Source organism: Corynebacterium sp. Marseille-P3884 (assembly GCF_017942225.1).
GTDB lineage: Bacteria > Actinomycetota > Actinomycetes > Mycobacteriales > Mycobacteriaceae > Corynebacterium.
In genome coordinates, this window is sequence record NZ_JAGKSD010000024.1 from 1 (window position 1) to 16,514 (window position 16,514).

Consider the following 16,514-nt stretch of genomic DNA (forward strand, 5'->3'; position numbering starts at 1 on the left):
CGCCGTCAGCAAGCTCCTCAAAGTACAGACGCACCGCCCGCTGGCGGGTCTCCTGGTCGTAGGGGCTGATAGCCATGATGTTCCTCCTGTGTTACATCATGCCCTCTCACCAACCCAGGCCGGTTTAATTGCCTTGTCACTACACCAACCACTTAATTAACACTTTTAGTGACACATTGAAGTGGAACGATGAGCGGATCTCCAGTCTCCGGGTCCTCGATCACCCGTGCCCGCAGATCAAAAGCCTGCTGCAGCAGCTCTGCGGTGATGATATCGGCGGGTGCGCCGGAAGCTATTACCTGGCCTTCCTTCATCACCACAAGGTAATCGGAGTAGCGCACCGCCAGGTTTAGATCGTGCAGCACCATTACTACGGTTCTTCCTAGTTTCTGACGCAGGCTATCGACAAGTTCGAGGATGTCCACGGAGGTAGCCAGGTCAAGGTAAGTGGTCGGCTCGTCTAGGAAGAGGATGTCGGTGTTTTGCGCTAGCACCATGGAGATCCACACCCGCTGGCGCTGGCCTCCGGAAAGTTCATCCAACGTACGGCACGCAAGATCTGCAGAACCGGTCTGGCTTAGAGCCGCGAAGACTGCTTCCTCGTCGGTAGAGGACCACTGCCGGAACCATGCTTGGTGCGGGTGCCGACCGCGGGCTACCAGATCGGAGACCAACAGCCCTTCAGGTGCCACGGGTGATTGGGGCAACACTGCCAGTTTTTGGGCGACGTCCTTGCGCTTGATGGCCGAGATATCTTGTCCATTTACATATACGGTCCCTGTATCGAGGTTGAGAAGTCCGGACATGGCACGCAGCAAGGTCGATTTACCGCACCCGTTGGGCCCCACGATGGTGGTGATCTTGCCCGCTGGGAACGTGGCGTTGAGATCACGAATAATGGTGCGTTGGCCGTAGCCTACCGTGACCGAGGAAGCGACCACGCTACTGGTGGTATTCGGTTGGTCTGCGCTTGACTGAGGTATGGGGGAGGTCATGCGTCTGTGCTCCTAGTGCGTTGAACGAGTAGGTAAATGAGGAAGATACCGCCCAGCGCGGAGGTGACAATACCCACCGGAAGCTCCACCGGCAGAATAGTTTGGGTCACGATGTCCGCACCTAGCAGCAGTACTGCGCCGGTAAGAGCCGACGCCGCAAGCGGGGGACTGGGTACGCCGCACATCCGAAGGGCTACTTGAGGCGCTACAAAGGCGATGAATCCGATGGGGCCGGCAGCCGAAACAGCTACCGCAGCTAGCGCTACGGCCAACGCCAGCATCGCCACCTGCACGCCGTTGACTCGCTGGCCCAGCGCTCGGGCTAGATCGGGTCCCAGAGTGGTGGCCAGCGCTTGGTAGGAGATCCAAGCCAGCAACGGGGCGCATACAATCACAAGGGCGACCATGGGGATGGTGGTATTCCACTCCGACTTGGCCAGCGACCCGGTGAGCCAGAACTGTGCCTGGCTGGCATCCCGCAGTTCCGCGCGGACCATGAGGAAATTGATGTAGGAACTTAGCAGCGCGGTAATGATGATGCCCACGAGTACGAGGCGGTAGGAATCCGCGTGGCGCCGCCAAGCCAACGCCCAGATAACCGTGGTGCTCAGTATCGCGCCCAGAAACGCGGCGAGGGGAATCCCAATTCCGGCGAGCCAGCCGGCGAAGCCACTGCCGCCACCGCCGAGCACGATGACCGTTACGGCCATGGCAGAGGCGCCCGTGGTGATGCCGAGGATATCGGGGCTGGCCAACGCGTTCCGGGTGACTGTCTGGGTTAGCGCTCCAGAAAGTCCCAGTGCGCAGCCGACCGCGATGGCTGTGGCTACTCGAGGCATGCGCCACTCGAGGACCACGAGTTTTTCCAGGCGGGATCCTTCCCCATGAAAGATCACCTGTAGTACTCGGGGGACGGAAATAGGGTAATCGCCCAGTCCGATGGAGAGTGCGCCCAAAAAGACAATGAGCGCTGTGGCGATAAGACACACCAGCACCACCCGCGGGCGCCAGAGAAAGGAGAGTGGCCCAGCTCGGAATGGCACCCTGCCCGGCATCTGCCACGAAGTGCTTTGTTTATCCTGTACAGCCTTGTTATGTCGTATCACAGCGTCGTCACCTTTTTCCGAGAGATTAAGGCGAGGAAGAATGGCGCACCAACGAAGGCCAATACGATGCCCACTTGGAGCTCCCCGGGGCGGGCGATGAGGCGGCCTACTACGTCCGCACATAGCAACAGTGCCGCGCCGGCTAGCGCAGAGTAAGGCAAAATCCACTTATAATCTGGGCTGGTAAGAGCCCGGACGATGTGGGGCACTACCAGGCCAATGAAGCCCAGCGGGCCCGCCGCAGCCGTGGCCGCGCCAGCCAGCAAGGCGATGATGCCCATGCCGGCCAGCCTTGCGGCCGCGGTGTTGATGCCGAGCCCTGCGGCCACGTCGTCGCCTAAGTTTAAAATGTTTAACTGAGGGCCGGTGGCGAACGCCAGGATCAGTCCCACCACTATGAACGGCAAGATTCCTAGCGCGATGTTCATATCCCGACCGGCAAGAGAACCGACGGTCCAAAAGCGCATCCGGTCCAGGTTATTTTCATTGGTGAGCACGAAGGCACTGGTGATGGCGCTTAAAACCGCCGACAATGCGGCCCCGCCCAGCACTAAGGTCAAGGGATCGACGGCTGCCTTGCCTGCGGAGGCGAGGCCGAAGACCAGTGCCGTGGCAGCGATGGCGCCGAGGAAGGCTACCACCGCGGTGGCCCACGGGGCGGTAATGCCAAATAGCGCGAAGCTGACCACAACGCTGAGGGCCGCGCCGGAACTGACACCCAGGATTCCCGGATCCGCCAGGGGATTGCGGGTATGGCCCTGAATGAGAGCACCGGCCACTCCCAGTGCCGCCCCCACCATAATGGCCAGCAGGGTGCGCGGTAGCCGCAGCTCGGCTACTACGCGTTGATTGGTTGGAACTTCGTCTTGGGAGCCGCTCGTCCCCGGGAGATCCCGCAGCGCGGCCCACACATCCTCCGCAGGAATAGAACGGGCACCGTACAGCAAACTGCAGATCGTGCCGCCGAGGACCAGTAGGAATAGTACCCCTAGGCCCAGTAGGCGGGTAGTGCGCACACTCATAGCGTGGCCTCCAATCCCTGCAGTGGCTGCCAGCCCGCACCTAGCTGCAAGCGACCACATAACCGAGCCTGTTGGCCTACCCACTGCTGCTTTCCGATGTCCGTGAAGTAGGCCCTAAAGAGTGCCCAGTAGGCGCTGGTGCTTCGGTAGTCTGGTCTCGGCAAAACCACGAGGAGCTCCAAGGGTGCTGTGACCAGACGGCCCATGAAGGACGAGAAGTGCTCATGGCCGGTCATCTCTGCCTTATCGATCGCGATGGGAAACCCTAAGTTGCGGGGGCGGGAGAGGTGCATAACGGTGAACTCGTCCCAGTGCGGTTGACAAATTTCCATATACCCCGACAAGCCCGCAGGATCGTTCCTTCGTGATCGGGGTATTGCCATCTCTGGAAGGAGAGGGGAGCTTCGGCCGAGTTGTGGCTCAGACTGTTGCTGGGGGTGGTTGCCAATCATGGGAAAACAGATTACCGACTTAAGTAAAGTAAGCCTTCATTTACTTAAGGGGCGTTCAAAATAAGTTGCTGGAGATTAGGGATTGGCGTAAATGTGGCTACGCCGCTGGCGTCGGCATTCGGTATAACGACAGAATCGAGGGCGATACTCCGTGTATCGAAAAGACGAGTAGGTCAATGCAGGAAGCTATTGCTAAGGCTGATCCAGAACTTACCGTGGCCTTGTCCTCGGACATTGACGAAAATACATACAAGTAGCTGTCTGATATCGCCCCTGTCGTTGTGCGAAAGGGTGAAGTTATACCTCCTTTAGATAGGTGATAGCTATAGAGCAATAACTAGAATGAACTATTGCAACGTGGCATAGGTAATGCTAACCTAACGTCAAAGTTCCCCTCGGGTCTACTGAAAATTCTGATGAAAAAGCTGAAAGGCAGCTTGAGGAAACCGACTTTAAGGATAAAAGATGTCAGTAAAAAGAGGTGTGCGGTCATTCATTGCTGCCGCTATCTGTGCCGGATTAGTTCTGTCGGGCTGCTCGTCGAACGATTCAACCGATGAAGCGGCAACAACCTCCGAGGTTGCAGAAGGCGTGACCATTGAGCACGCACGGGGAACGGACACGTATCCGGTCAACCCGGAAAATGTGGTTGCCGTGGGACCTGCCGTTGATAATCTGCTGGAACTTGGAATTAAACCAGCTGCCGTTGTGCAGAATGCAAAAGACAAGAACTCTCCCTGGCGTGAGGGGAAGCTCGATGGCGTCAAGGTGATCGATCAGACAGACTTCAAGACTCTGCCCCAGGAACAAATCGCGGCAATCGAACCCGACTTCATCGTTGGCGACTACTGGACAATTTCCGAGGCTCATTACAAGGAATTGTCTGCAATCGCACCGACTCTCGGCGGAATCTCTGATGAAGGGGAAGGGATTGGCTGGGAAGCGCAGTTAGAAGCTTTGGGGAAGATTTTTAATAAGGAATCCGAAGCGAAGAAAGCTATTGAAGATGATAGCAAGCGTTTCGCTGATGTGAAGGAAAAATTGCCTAACCTCTCTGGTAAAACCGGCGTTGTTTCCCAATTTGCCCAGGGTTCTTTCGGTGCTGTTGCTGACCCTGAGGATCCGGGCGCATCCTTCATCTACGATTTGGGCATGAAGTTCCCAGACAAGCTGACAGACGGATCCGTTCCGGTTGATAAGGGCCGCGTCACGCTTTCTCCAGAAAATATTTCCTACTTGGCCGCTGATTTTATGGTCATTTATAACCGCACTGGGTCTATCGAAGAAGTTGAAAAAATTCCGGGATACAAAGATTTGCCGCAGGTGAAATCCGATGCGACTCTCGCTGGTGATGAAGCGGTCGTTGCCGGACTCAACACACCGACGAGCTTGAGCCGAGCCTGGGTGCTGGACAAAACAATGCCGACGCTAGAAAAGATTGGAAAGTAGCCAAGGCCGTATAACTCTGACGCCTACTAGACGGTGCTTGCCCCCGTTGCAGCAGGTAGTCGGCAACGCCTTCCGATTTATCGGAAGGCGTTGTTTTAGTTGATGAAGTCCAAGGAAGTGGTGAGTTCGTTCTTGCCTCTCCGGCAACGAAATAAAATCAACTTGACCAAAAGGAATGGTTAAAATTATGCCCAGAAACAGTCGAGGTAGAGAAATTTATCCCATCTCTTACCGGGAATTATATGTGCAAAATGTCGAAGATATATCGCCATGCATGCGGCGCATTACGCTCAGCGGAGAGCAGCTCCAGGAGCACAAACTCGATGGTATTTCCGTTCCTGCATTATTAAGCCATGGTTTTGATGACGACGTTCGGCTGATCTTCCCGGATCCGGAAACTGGAGATAGGCCGCACCCAATCGCCCAAACAGATGGCAACCTACTGTGGCCAGAAGCTGTCAAAAATCTATTCCGGACATACACGGTCCGCCACTTTGACGCTGCTAACCAGCGACTAGCAATAGATTTCGCGCGCCACGGTGAGGGCCTAGCAGAAAGCTGGTCACAGAACGCTCGAATAGGTGACGCTATTTTTGTGGCAGGTCCGAAGTCTTGTGCACAGTTACCTACGCATACCGATTGGCTATTTTTGGCAGGAGATGAGACTGCGCTCCCGGCAATTGGCCGCTGCATAGAATCACTTCCGTGCGGGCACCCTGCGATTGCGGTGATAGAGGTTCCTACGAGCGCTGATATTCAGAGCTTAGACATTTCCGATTCAGTACAGGTCCACTGGGCGGTACGCGAACGGGGTGAGGACTTCGTGGAAAAGACTAGGGCGCTTTTTGAAGCTACTTCTCCTTCATTATTGCCCGATGGCGAAGCATACGTATGGGCTGCAGGGGAAGCTTCTCGGCTAAAACCGCTGCGCCGTTTGTTTAAAGCTTCCGGAATTGCCCCTGAACATCAGGAAATCACGGGCTACTGGCGGCGTACTAACCCGAAACACGGCAAAGGAAACGTATCGAGCAGTAGTAATAGTGTTTTGCACAATATCCATGATTTAGCTGAGTTGAACTCGGCCTTTGCGCTTCGCACTGCAGTTCGTTTAGGACTATTTCAAGAAATCGATGCAGGTGCCAACACAGTCCCCGCCCTTGCTGTTGCGACAGAACTTCACGAGGAGGCTTTGGGAAGATTTGTCCGTTACCTGGCCGCTCTTCAACTCGTCGAAATCAGCGGGGACGCCCTCACGTTGACTGCAATGGGAATGGAACTGGCGGACCCAGATTCAAATGCGGTGCGCTGGTTAAGCGGGCCTGCGCATCTTGAGGCGATGGCGCTGATGCGAATTGAGCACAGTCTTCGTACCGGTGAGTCAGCACCGCAAGGGAAAAGGGGATTGCCGTGGTCAGAATATGTTAGCCGTGACCCACAACTCGTGGCCGAACGCTTTGAGCAAAAGAATGTGAGCGCTGGGTGGACTGCTCCTTCGGCAGCTAAGGCACTACAGCATTATTTAGATGAAACCGCTCGCGTTCTCATCATTGGCCAGGGAGGCGCGGTATATGCAGATGAAATACTCCGACGATGGGAGCATGCCCACAGCCGTATTATCAGTGATGCTTCCTCGGAAGCGGTTCTACAGGAAATCGCAGTAACCTCTCGTGCACGATGCGAGACGAGTGGCGAGGGAAACGGCTTTTATCCCACCGAAGCCGACTATGTGTGGGCAACTGATGTAGTTTTCATCGATCCCTGGGGTGTCTTTGGTAGCGAGGAGGTAGCTCACCAATTAGACCGCGCAATAAGTAAGGATACGTTCCGGCGGGTTTATATCTTTACCGAGGTTATCGATACGGTAGGCGGCGATGAGCATTCCTATGAAGAGGACATGGTGAGGCTTTCCATGTTCGGCACCAAGATACCGACTCAGGAAGACATCAACGCTGCTGTCGCTGACAACGGTGCTTTTATTGTCTCCACCACGGCTGTTGGCTGGGGTAAACGCCTTTTCGTTCTTGAGGCAGAGGCGAAATCCTGAAGAGGAACTGCTGCGGTTCCCCTCGTCTAGTGGACACCCTGGCTGAGGCAAAGAAAAATGCCGAAGGAACCACGGTGTCTATGCTGCAGTTCATGCCGGATAAAAGCCGCTGCTGCCTCCGGTGGAAGAGAAACCGGGGCAGCAGCGGCTAAAGCGAAGAGCGCGGCGACTTAAAGTCCGAAGTACTCGCGCAGATCGGCGGCGATGGCATCGAGGCGATCGGTGTCGGGGGACTCGAGGTAGCACTTGAGCTTGGGCTCAGTGCCGGAGGGCGGACGATGACGCGGTCATCGTTGTCGGTGAAGAACTTCGAGCCTTGGGCGAACTTCTCCACCTTGGTTATAGGTGAGCCAGCAAGCTCGGTCGGTGGGGTCGCGGAGACCTTCTCCATTGCTTGGGCAATGAGGCTCAAGTCTTCTACGCGGAAGGTCAACGGCTGCGTGTGCAGGGCGCCAACCGTGGCGTAGATTTCTTCCAAGCGGCCTAGCAAGCTAGTTCCAGCGGCCTTGCATTCAGCGGCAAGGCTGGCAAGTACGACGGAAGTAGAAATGCCGTCTTTGTCGCTGACCGCGGCGGGATCGGGGCAAAAGCCAATGGCTTCTTCATAGCCGAAAGATAGCTCAGGGGTGCGGGCAATCCACTTGAAACCGGTAAGCGTTTCCTCGTGGCCGAGACCGTAGTGCGCGGCGATGCGCCCGAGCAGGCGGGACGAGACCAGGGAATTGGCGAAGTTGCCGGTAGCGCCGCGGCGAGCAAGGTAATCGCCAAGGAGGGCACCGGTTTCGTCGCCGCTCAGTTGGCGCCAGGAGTTTTTCGCCATGGGGACGGCGGCGGCGCAGCGGTCGGCATCCGGGTCATAAGCGATAAGGATATCGGCATCGATCTCCTGTAAACCGGCCTGGGTTGGTGAGAGGGCATGATGTAACACAGGAGGAACATCATGGCTATCAGCCCCTACGACCAGGAGACCCGCCAGCGGGCGGTGCGTCTGTACTTTGAGGAGCTTGCTGACGGCGCTTCATCCAAGGCAGCTGCACTACGCGCTGTCGAAGCTGTCATCGGCATCAAAGCATCTACTATCCGCAACTGGGTACGCGCAGAAGAGAAAAAGGTTCACGTCGCCGTCGAGCAATCCGACGCCGAGAAAGACGCGGAACTTTCGGTACTGCGCAAAGAAAATGCCCGGCTCAAAGAAGCCAACGAGATCCTGAAGCTGGCCTCAGCTTTTTTCGCCCAGGCGGAGCTCGACCGCAAACTGAAGTGATTGTGGACTTTCTCCGCATTCACCGGCAGCTGTATTCCATCGAGCGGATGTGCCGCGTGCTCAACGAGCATGAATACGCTATTTCACCAGCAACGTTCTACCGCTTCCAAGCGCGTGGTTTCGGGCCTACCCCTGCCGAGCTGGACGAGGCTTACACCGCGCACCGGCTCTTTGAGCTGTGGCGGGCTAATCGGCGGGTCTACGGGCGACGAAAACTATGGAAAGCCGCCCAACGGGCAGGCTGGAACATCGGCCGTGACCAGGTGCAGCGCCTCATGAATATCCTTGGAATCGCGGGTGTACTTAGACGCAAGACCACACGTACCACCGTTGCTGATCCCTCCGCCGAGCGTTTCCCAGATCGTATTCAACGGGCCTGGTCGCAGGCGCAGCGCCCCAATCAGTGGTGGGTCGCGGATTTCACGTATGTGCACACCAGCTGCGGTTTCAGCTACGTGGCTTTTGTCACCGACGTGTTCACCCGTGAGATCCTGGCGTATGTCGTAGACACCCGAGCCACGAAATCTTTGATCATCCGTGCGCTGCGACAGGCACTGGCGCTACGCCAGCGCCAGGACCCGTACTTTGAGTCGGCCGGGGTGATCCATCACTCGGATGCGGGCTCACAGTACACCTCCGCAGATCTCCGCCGGCTGCTGGCCGTCCACCAGATGGACGGATCTATCGGCACCGTCGGCGACGCCTACGACAACGGTCTGATGGAGTCAACGATCGGGCTGTACAAGTCTGAGCTCATTGATTTCGAGGCAGGGACGTGGGCGGACTGGGGTGAGGTGGAACGCGCCACAGCCGGATGGGTCCACTGGTATAATCACGAGCGGTTGCATTCCTCGCTCGGGCATATCCCGCCGATCGAGCACTACACCAACTACCAACGAGAACACTACGCAGGCCTTCACGCCGCGTAACACGCCACTCTCAAAAATTCAGGCCGATTCACGACCGCGTCGCGCTTGAACTGATCCGAATAAACCTTCCTAGGCATGGAGGTAGATTACCTTTCCCCGACTCAACACAGCCGGAATCAGAGGTGTCTACCAAACAGGGGTCAGGTCCCTCCCGGCAGGTTGAAGTTGCACTAGAACAACCCAGGCCACATACATCTCGCTCCGGCCCACATTGTCGCCCAGATTATCGACACAGTCATCGTTGATTGACGGCTCTTCGCAGTTGAGGGTGTAGTCGGGGGTGGGCGGCTGGTTCGCGGATAGGGGTCGAGGTCTTCCAAGATGGAAGTTCTCACACTGCCCATCCGCCGGAAGACCTCGACGTGCACTACGCTACCTTCGCCGCGCCCGACCTGACGACGTTCTGCCGTCTCGACGAGCTCGGCCGTCGGGTCGTTGGGCAGCTGCTCGAACCCGATCGGGCGGTGATCGAGTGCCGCGTCGTCGAGGACGATCCGTGGTGCCGGAAGTGTGGCATCGAGGGCGTCGTGCGGGACACGGTGACGCGACCGCTGGCGCATGAACCGTTCGGGCATCGGCCGACGACCTTGCTGGTGCGGGTGCGCCGCTACCGGTGCGCTCATTGTCGGCGGATGTGGCGGCAGGACATGATGAAGGCGGCGGCGCCGAGGGCAAGTGGCGACCAATCGACGACCCTCACCGGTTCGACGGGGTGACCACGATCGGTGTCGACGAGCACGTCTGGCGGCACACCCGGACAGGCGACAAGTACGTCACCGTGATCATCGACCTCACCCCGGCCCGCAACAAGACCAGCCCCGCACGCCTGCTGGGTATGGTCGAGGGCCGCCCGAAGGCGGTGTATAAGCAGTGGCTCCCGGCCCGCCCGAGGACTGGTCGAAGGCAATCGAGATGGTCGCCATGGACGGATTCGCCGGGTTCAAGACCGCCGCCGAAGAGCTACCCGACGCGGTCCCCGTGATGGATCCATTCCATGTCGTCCGTCTCGCCGGCGACGCGCTCGATGTCTGCCGGCGCCGGGTCCAGCAGGACACCACCGGCCACCGAAGCCGCAAGGACGACCCCCTCTACGGCGTCCGACATGTTCTCCGCGCCGGGAGGGAGCGCCTCTCGCCGCGCCAGCAGACCCGCCTGGCCAGCGCGTTCGCGGCCCATCCCGATCATGTCGCGGTCGAGGTCGCCTACCAGTGCGCCCAGGACCTCAGAGACGTGTTCCACCAGCCCACTCCTGCCCGGAGTCGTCGACTGGCCGAGAAGTTGATCGAGAAGCTGCCGTCCTGCCCGATCCCGAAGATCGCCAGGCTGGGAGAGACTCTGCGACGCTGGCGGACAGCGTTCGTGGCCTACTTCGACACCCACGGCGCGAGCAACGGCTGGACGGAGGCCATCAACGGGATCATCGAACTCGGCCGCCGCATCGCCCGCGGGTTCCGCAACTTCGAGCACTACCGCCTCCGCATGCTCCTCATCACCGGCGGACTCGACGCCTCACCCCACACTCAACTCTGAAGAGCCAGTTATTGCGGTCTCCAGCCCACCGGAGTTCGGCATGCAATCATGGTTCCCATGAAGCACGGGCAGCACCTGCTCACCGTCGACGGCGAGCAGTTCCGCGTTCGGCAGTCGGGTCGCTTTAAGTGCCACTACGACTGGCTGACCGGGGCCAATCCGGGTTACGGCTTTGCTGGCGGAACCTATCCGCCCTCCACGCTGACGGATGAGGACCACATCGAGGCGATCCGCGATTTCCTCGCTGACATCGACCCGAACACCGGTTACCTCTCAGAAGACTGAAGCCCGGACCCCTCAGTGACCGGCTCGACTGGCAGCACGTCGCGACCGGCACTGTGGTTGAGCATCTGCGTCCGGTATCGTCGCTGATGCCATACGATCAGTGCCGCGCCGATGGCATAGAGGATGCTCGAACCGAAGAACACCGACACGTAGCCCAGCTGGCCGGCCACAGACAAGGAGACCGCGCCGGCACCGAAGGACACGAGCATGGCGAACGAGGCGAGCGTGGTGTAGTCCGATCCGGCGCTGCCTGGACGCGAATAGTCCATGTTGATCGAGTACACGAGGATGGAGCCGGCGGTGTAACCGAGGAAGAACACAATCGTCGTCGCAATGATGTAGATAGTGGGCACCGCACCCGAGATGACGGGGATGAACGCGACCATTCCGAGAACCGCAAGTGAGCTGCCGATCAGCAGGACGCGCTCTCTGCCGAAGCGCTGGATCAGCATCCCGGTGCCGAGCGCGGCAACCGTCCCGCAGACACCGGCGAGCAGCGTCGTCAGGCTGGCCGTCTCTTCGGCACTCCACCCCTCGTCAATGAGGCTCGGGGTGATGAGACTGTAGCCTGCGGTGAGCCCCATCCAGGACGTCGGCACCACAAGCAGCATCCAGATGCCTGCGCCCGGCTGGCGCACCACCGTCCAGATGGTGCTCACCGAGACCCGCGTGGCCCGCGCCTCGGCGCTGGCTGGGGGTTCAGGGCTCACTGCGATCAGCACCGTCGGCAGGAGGGTCAGGATGGCGAGGGTCACGAGGGCGGCGAACCAGCCGGCCCACCCGTAGATCACGGTGGTGAGGCCGCCTCCGACGATGAGTCCGATGTAGCTTCCAGCGACTTGGACGCCGTTGGCGAATCCGCGTTCGTCACTGTGGATCGAGGAGATCGCCAGAGCATCGGCGGCCACATCCTGTGTCGCAGATAGGAAGATGTAGACGGCCGTAAGCAGCAGGAAGATCCCGAACTGAGCGCGCACATCCGGCAGGCAGCCGATGGCGATCAGGACGCAGGCGAGAAGCGGCTGGAGGACGAGCAACCAGCTGCGGTAGTGACCGCCTTTCCGGTTCCGGCCGAAGCGGTCGACCACCGGGGCCCAGAGGAACTTCACCGCCCAGAGCATCCCGAGAGCGCTCACGGCTGCCAGCGATTCGAGCGCGACGCCCTTCTCGCGGAGGACGGCGGTAGCGCCGGTCATGAGAAACCCGATGCCGAAGTACTGGGAGGCATACAGCGCAAGAAGCAGCAGGAAGCGCCGCTCGCTCAGCCGGGGTTTCGCGGCCGAGCCGCTGGGGATTCGTGTATCAGAGGCGCGCACGACCGACCTTCCAGAAGCCCGAGCTCATCACCTGACGGCGAGACACATTGCGCTCCTTGACCAGGAAGCGCCGCCCGAGCGCGGCGGTCTTGGCCTCGGCGCACACCCATCCGTAGTCAATGCCGTCCAGCTGCAGCTGACCGAGCTCCGCGGCGAGCGCCGAGCCTGGGGCACCGTCGCCGCGGAGTACGACGATGATGCCGGCCTCGCGCGTGCCCGGCAGGACATGGTCCTCGCTCGGGACCTCGACGATCGCACTGAAGCGTCGATCGGCATCCGCCGCGTGAGCGGCGAGGATTCCGAGCATGCCGGGAAGACCGGTATCATCGGCGATCAGGACGTGGTGTCCGGCATCAGGAGCACTGCCGTAAGGCGCGGTCTGGAACCGAACGCCGACCGGATCGTCGGCCTGGACGCGGCTGATCCAGCGGGCGCCGGGGCCATCGTGGCCGCAGCTGACGATGTCGATGTCGATCTCTGCGTCCTCTCGGCGCTGCTGACGCACGGTGTACCACCGCAGTTCGGGCCGGCATTCCTCCGGAATGCGCGAGAGCGTCGAGCGAGGGGTGATCGCTGCGTAGGCGGGCATCTGCAGGCTCTGTGCAGGCGGCGGCATGAACAACCCCACATACTCGTCGGGTCCCATGAGCGTCACATCTGCAATCTCAGGGGCTGCGATCGTGACGCGGCGGAACGCCGGCGTCAGATCGGTGACTGCCGTGACGCGCGCCGGGAACTGCGGATAGTGGTCGCGCTCTGGCGGTAGCGCCATGGACCGCGAATAGATCGCACGGAGCGTCGACTTCGCGCCGTTCTCGAGCAGACTACCGCTCTTAGGCATGTAAACCTCACTTAGGATAGACTAACCTAAGGGGAATCATAGGCTGGATTCTGCATATCTGCAACCACGACCGTGAGTGAAGTCGGCTGCTGGGACGAGGAAGGCGGCGGGGAGGCACCCTGCCGCTTTCGCATAACGGGCTCTTCATGATTTGAGTGCATTGATCCGGGTGTGCAGCTGCCCGGAGTAAAACAGGCACCGCAAGATGTAGTGCTCGAGGTTGCGGAACCCCAGGGCGGTCCCCCGTAGACGCTCTAGCCGGCCATTGATGGCCTCGACCGGCCCGTTGGACGCCCCGATGTTGAAGTAAGCCAGCATATCCTCGAGCCGACGCCACAACGTCCGACCCAGCCGGGCCAACTCCTTCAGACCTTTCGGCACGCCCTTACGCAGGGTGTTGATGATCCGTTCCATCAACTTCTTGCCCTCCGATTTGTTCGGGTGCCCGTAGGCCTGGATCACGTCCTGGTAGAACTGAATCGGCCTGAATTTTTGAGAGTGGCGTGTTACGCGGCGTGAAGGCCTGCGTAGTGTTCTCGTTGGTAGTTGGTGTAGTGCTCGATCGGCGGGATATGCCCGAGCGAGGAATGCAACCGCTCGTGATTATACCAGTGGACCCATCCGGCTGTGGCGCGTTCCACCTCACCCCAGTCCGCCCACGTCCCTGCCTCGAAATCAATGAGCTCAGACTTGTACAGCCCGATCGTTGACTCCATCAGACCGTTGTCGTAGGCGTCGCCGACGGTGCCGATAGATCCGTCCATCTGGTGGACGGCCAGCAGCCGGCGGAGATCTGCGGAGGTGTACTGTGAGCCCGCATCCGAGTGATGGATCACCCCGGCCGACTCAAAGTACGGGTCCTGGCGCTGGCGTAGCGCCAGTGCCTGTCGCAGCGCACGGATGATCAAAGATTTCGTGGCTCGGGTGTCTACGACATACGCCAGGATCTCACGGGTGAACACGTCGGTGACAAAAGCCACGTAGCTGAAACCGCAGCTGGTGTGCACATACGTGAAATCCGCGACCCACCACTGATTGGGGCGCTGCGCCTGCGACCAGGCCCGTTGAATACGATCTGGGAAACGCTCGGCGGAGGGATCAGCAACGGTGGTACGTGTGGTCTTGCGTCTAAGTACACCCGCGATTCCAAGGATATTCATGAGGCGCTGCACCTGGTCACGGCCGATGTTCCAGCCTGCCCGTTGGGCGGCTTTCCATAGTTTTCGTCGCCCGTAGACCCGCCGATTAGCCCGCCACAGCTCAAAGAGCCGGTGCGCGGTGTAAGCCTCGTCCAGCTCGGCAGGGGTAGGCCCGAAACCACGCGCTTGGAAGCGGTAGAACGTTGCTGGTGAAATAGCGTATTCATGCTCGTTGAGCACGCGGCACATCCGCTCGATGGAATACAGCTGCCGGTGAATGCGGAGAAAGTCCACAATCACTTCAGTTTGCGGTCGAGCTCCGCCTGGGCGAAAAAAGCTGAGGCCAGCTTCAGGATCTCGTTGGCTTCTTTGAGCCGGGCATTTTCTTTGCGCAGTACCGAAAGTTCCGCGTCTTTCTCGGCGTCGGATTGCTCGACGGCGACGTGAACCTTTTTCTCTTCTGCGCGTACCCAGTTGCGGATAGTAGATGTTTTGATGCCGATGACAGCTTCGACAGCGCGTAGTGCAGCTGCCTTGGATGAAGCGCCGTCAGCAAGCTCCTCAAAGTACAGACGCACCGCCCGCTGGCGGGTCTCCTGGTCGTAGGGGCTGATAGCCATGATGTTCCTCCTGTGTTACATCATGCCCTCTCACCAACCCAGGCCGGTTTANCTCAGGATTTTCCATCAGCTTCTCGCTGATCTCGTTGACCCTCGCCGGGTCATGGCTTTTCTTCGGTGACACCGTAGTCATTATCGGTGAAACTCCTTCTAGATCAGAGCCTCACACACAAACTTCCTGACACTCCCTGGTCAAGGGAGAAAAGGCTTGCAACCAAAAGCCGGTGGCAGGCCGGCGGCGTGAGCAGCATTAAGGAAGCCATCCACTTTGTCCTCTTCTTCATGGCGGAAGTACAGTTCGATGAGTCTTAATAGTCCGCCGAGAACGGCCTCCCGTGCGGTGGATGTAGTCAACAGCCGCATAGCTGCGGGTTCGTTTCCTTCGCGGATGGCTTCAAACAGCGCGATGGTCTCAAGCCAGCTTCCTTGGTCTGGTCGTGGAAACGGTTTAGAAATCCCAGTCATCATCACTCGTTTCTACAGCGGTGCCAATGACATAGGAGGAACCGGAGCCGGAGAAGAAGTCATGGTTCTCATCTGCTCCAGGTGCTAGGGCGGCGAGGATTTCCGGGTTCACTTCCGTTTCCTCAGGCGGGAAGTAGTCCGGGTAGCCCAAATTCATGAGTGCCTTATTTGCGTTATAGCGAACGAATACGGCTACATCGTCCATGAGCCCCAAAGGCTCATATAGCTCGCCGGAATAGTCCAGCTCTAGTGCATAAAGCTCTTCGAGCAAAGAAATGGTGAAATCATGCATCTCCTTCTGCCGTAGCGGGGTCGTGGATTCCAGACCGCGCTGATATTTGTAACCCGAGTAGTAGCCGTGCACTGCCTTGTCACGCAGAATGAGGCGAATCATGTCTGCCGTATTTGTCAGGGTGGCGTGGACAGAAAAGTGCAAGGGAAGATAGAAACCCGCGTAGAGAAGCAGCGAGGAAAGCAGCGTCGATGACACCTTGCGTTTGAGTGGATCCGGCCCAAAATAGTGCGCGAGCACTTTCTTGGCGCGTGCCTGGAGAAGGTCGTTATTCACCGCCCAGCGGTATGCTTCATCAATTTCTTTTGTACTGCTCAGGGTAGAAAACACTGAAGAGTAAGAACGGGCATGGACTGATTGCATGAAAGCGATGTTGGTATACACGGCTTCTTCGTGTTCGGTGCGGGCATCTTGAATCTGACAGATTTCGCCGACAGTTGCCTGGACGGTATCCAGAGTGGTGAGTCCTGTGAACACCCGCATGGTGAGGTTGCGTTCCTCCGGTGTCATCTTCTGCCAAGCCGGGAGATCATTAGAAAGCGGAACTTTCTCCGGTAGCCAGAAGTTTGCGGTGAGACGGTTCCACACTTCAAGATCCTTTTCATCGCTCACCCGGTTCCAATTGATGGCGCGGATGCGGGCTGAAGGATCATGCCGGTAGCTCGGCGGCGTGACTGAGATGCTGGTTAGCTCTGCTGTGTTCGATGTTGAAGGCATAGCTTCTCTCTTTCTGGATAGATGGTTGGATATAAAAGGAGGACCGTG

12 protein-coding genes and 3 pseudogenes are annotated in these 16,514 nt (G+C 58.7%); 5 read left to right on the forward strand and 10 right to left on the reverse strand.

The features are described from left to right. Positions 1 to 152: 152 nt before the first annotated feature. Genes J5Y21_RS11210 through J5Y21_RS11220 form a run of 3 tightly spaced genes read right to left on the reverse strand, consistent with a single transcriptional unit; the run spans position 153 to position 3,123 of the window. Positions 153 to 995, reverse strand: coding sequence for an ABC transporter ATP-binding protein (locus J5Y21_RS11210; protein WP_210575888.1), 843 nt, complete (start codon positions 993 to 995; stop codon positions 153 to 155). Continuing rightward, the gene (locus J5Y21_RS11215) at positions 992 to 2,098 is read right to left on the reverse strand and encodes an iron chelate uptake ABC transporter family permease subunit (RefSeq protein WP_210575940.1); all 1,107 of its coding nucleotides are present in this window, start codon (positions 2,096 to 2,098) and stop codon (positions 992 to 994) included. The genes J5Y21_RS11210 and J5Y21_RS11215 overlap by 4 nt, the downstream gene beginning before the upstream one ends. Beyond that, the gene (locus tag J5Y21_RS11220; RefSeq protein ID WP_210575890.1) at positions 2,098 to 3,123 is read right to left on the reverse strand and encodes an iron ABC transporter permease; all 1,026 of its coding nucleotides are present in this window, start codon (positions 3,121 to 3,123) and stop codon (positions 2,098 to 2,100) included. The genes J5Y21_RS11215 and J5Y21_RS11220 overlap by 1 nt, the downstream gene beginning before the upstream one ends. Positions 3,124 to 4,040: 917 nt before the next feature. On the opposite strand from J5Y21_RS11220, the gene J5Y21_RS11225 reads away from it, so the two are divergent. After that, positions 4,041 to 5,024 carry an ABC transporter substrate-binding protein gene (locus tag J5Y21_RS11225; RefSeq protein WP_210575892.1) on the forward strand — a complete coding sequence of 328 codons (984 nt, stop codon included), beginning with the start codon at positions 4,041 to 4,043 and terminating at the stop codon, positions 5,022 to 5,024. Positions 5,025 to 5,211: 187 nt separating this feature from the next. Beyond that, a complete protein-coding gene (locus J5Y21_RS11230) occupies positions 5,212 to 7,068 on the forward strand; it encodes a siderophore-interacting protein (RefSeq protein WP_210575894.1) in 1,857 nt (618 codons plus the stop codon). 170 nt (positions 7,069 to 7,238) lie between these two features. On the opposite strand, the pseudogene J5Y21_RS11235 reads toward J5Y21_RS11230, so the two are convergent. Then, a pseudogene (locus J5Y21_RS11235) lies at positions 7,239 to 7,951 on the reverse strand (phospho-sugar mutase); the annotation flags it as partial. Between the two features lie 57 nt (positions 7,952 to 8,008). Between J5Y21_RS11235 and J5Y21_RS11240 the strand changes: the two are divergent. The 3 genes and pseudogenes from J5Y21_RS11240 to J5Y21_RS11250 all read left to right on the forward strand — a co-directional run bounded on the left by J5Y21_RS11240 (position 8,009) and on the right by J5Y21_RS11250 (position 11,076). Beyond that, positions 8,009 to 9,261, forward strand: a protein-coding gene (locus J5Y21_RS11240) for an IS3 family transposase (RefSeq protein WP_210575896.1) whose coding sequence is annotated in 2 segments (ribosomal slippage) — positions 8,009 to 8,291 and positions 8,291 to 9,261 — 1,254 coding nt in all. Because the reading frame shifts where the segments join, the coding sequence is not laid out codon by codon here. 362 nt (positions 9,262 to 9,623) lie between these two features. Then, positions 9,624 to 10,791 (forward strand): annotated as a pseudogene (locus J5Y21_RS11245) (ISL3 family transposase). 57 nt (positions 10,792 to 10,848) lie between these two features. After that, on the forward strand, positions 10,849 to 11,076 hold the full coding sequence (locus J5Y21_RS11250; RefSeq protein ID WP_210575898.1) for a hypothetical protein: 228 nt from the start codon (positions 10,849 to 10,851) through the stop codon (positions 11,074 to 11,076). Here J5Y21_RS11250 and J5Y21_RS11255 read toward each other — a convergent pair. The 6 genes and pseudogenes from J5Y21_RS11255 to nrdF form a co-directional block, all read right to left on the reverse strand. Then, complete coding sequence (locus tag J5Y21_RS11255; protein ID WP_210575909.1) at positions 11,058 to 12,392, reverse strand: MFS transporter; 1,335 nt, start codon at positions 12,390 to 12,392, stop codon at positions 11,058 to 11,060. The two genes, J5Y21_RS11250 and J5Y21_RS11255, sit on opposite strands and share 19 nt — an antisense overlap. Then, the gene (locus tag J5Y21_RS11260) at positions 12,379 to 13,233 is read right to left on the reverse strand and encodes a siderophore-interacting protein (RefSeq protein WP_210575912.1); all 855 of its coding nucleotides are present in this window, start codon (positions 13,231 to 13,233) and stop codon (positions 12,379 to 12,381) included. The genes J5Y21_RS11255 and J5Y21_RS11260 overlap by 14 nt, the downstream gene beginning before the upstream one ends. A gap of 144 nt (positions 13,234 to 13,377) precedes the next feature. Next, positions 13,378 to 13,704, reverse strand: a pseudogene (locus J5Y21_RS11265) (transposase); the annotation flags it as partial. 35 nt (positions 13,705 to 13,739) lie between these two features. Further along, positions 13,740 to 14,992, reverse strand: a protein-coding gene (locus J5Y21_RS11270; protein WP_210575914.1) for an IS3 family transposase whose coding sequence is annotated in 2 segments (ribosomal slippage) — positions 13,740 to 14,710 and positions 14,710 to 14,992 — 1,254 coding nt in all. Because the reading frame shifts where the segments join, the coding sequence is not laid out codon by codon here. A 192-nt stretch (positions 14,993 to 15,184) separates the two neighbouring features. Continuing rightward, the gene (locus tag J5Y21_RS11275) at positions 15,185 to 15,460 is read right to left on the reverse strand and encodes a hypothetical protein (protein ID WP_210575964.1); all 276 of its coding nucleotides are present in this window, start codon (positions 15,458 to 15,460) and stop codon (positions 15,185 to 15,187) included. Beyond that, positions 15,441 to 16,466 carry a class 1b ribonucleoside-diphosphate reductase subunit beta gene (gene nrdF, locus J5Y21_RS11280; protein ID WP_210575918.1) on the reverse strand — a complete coding sequence of 342 codons (1,026 nt, stop codon included), beginning with the start codon at positions 16,464 to 16,466 and terminating at the stop codon, positions 15,441 to 15,443. Before nrdF ends, J5Y21_RS11275 begins: the two co-directional genes overlap by 20 nt. Between the last annotated feature and the right edge of the window lie 48 nt (positions 16,467 to 16,514).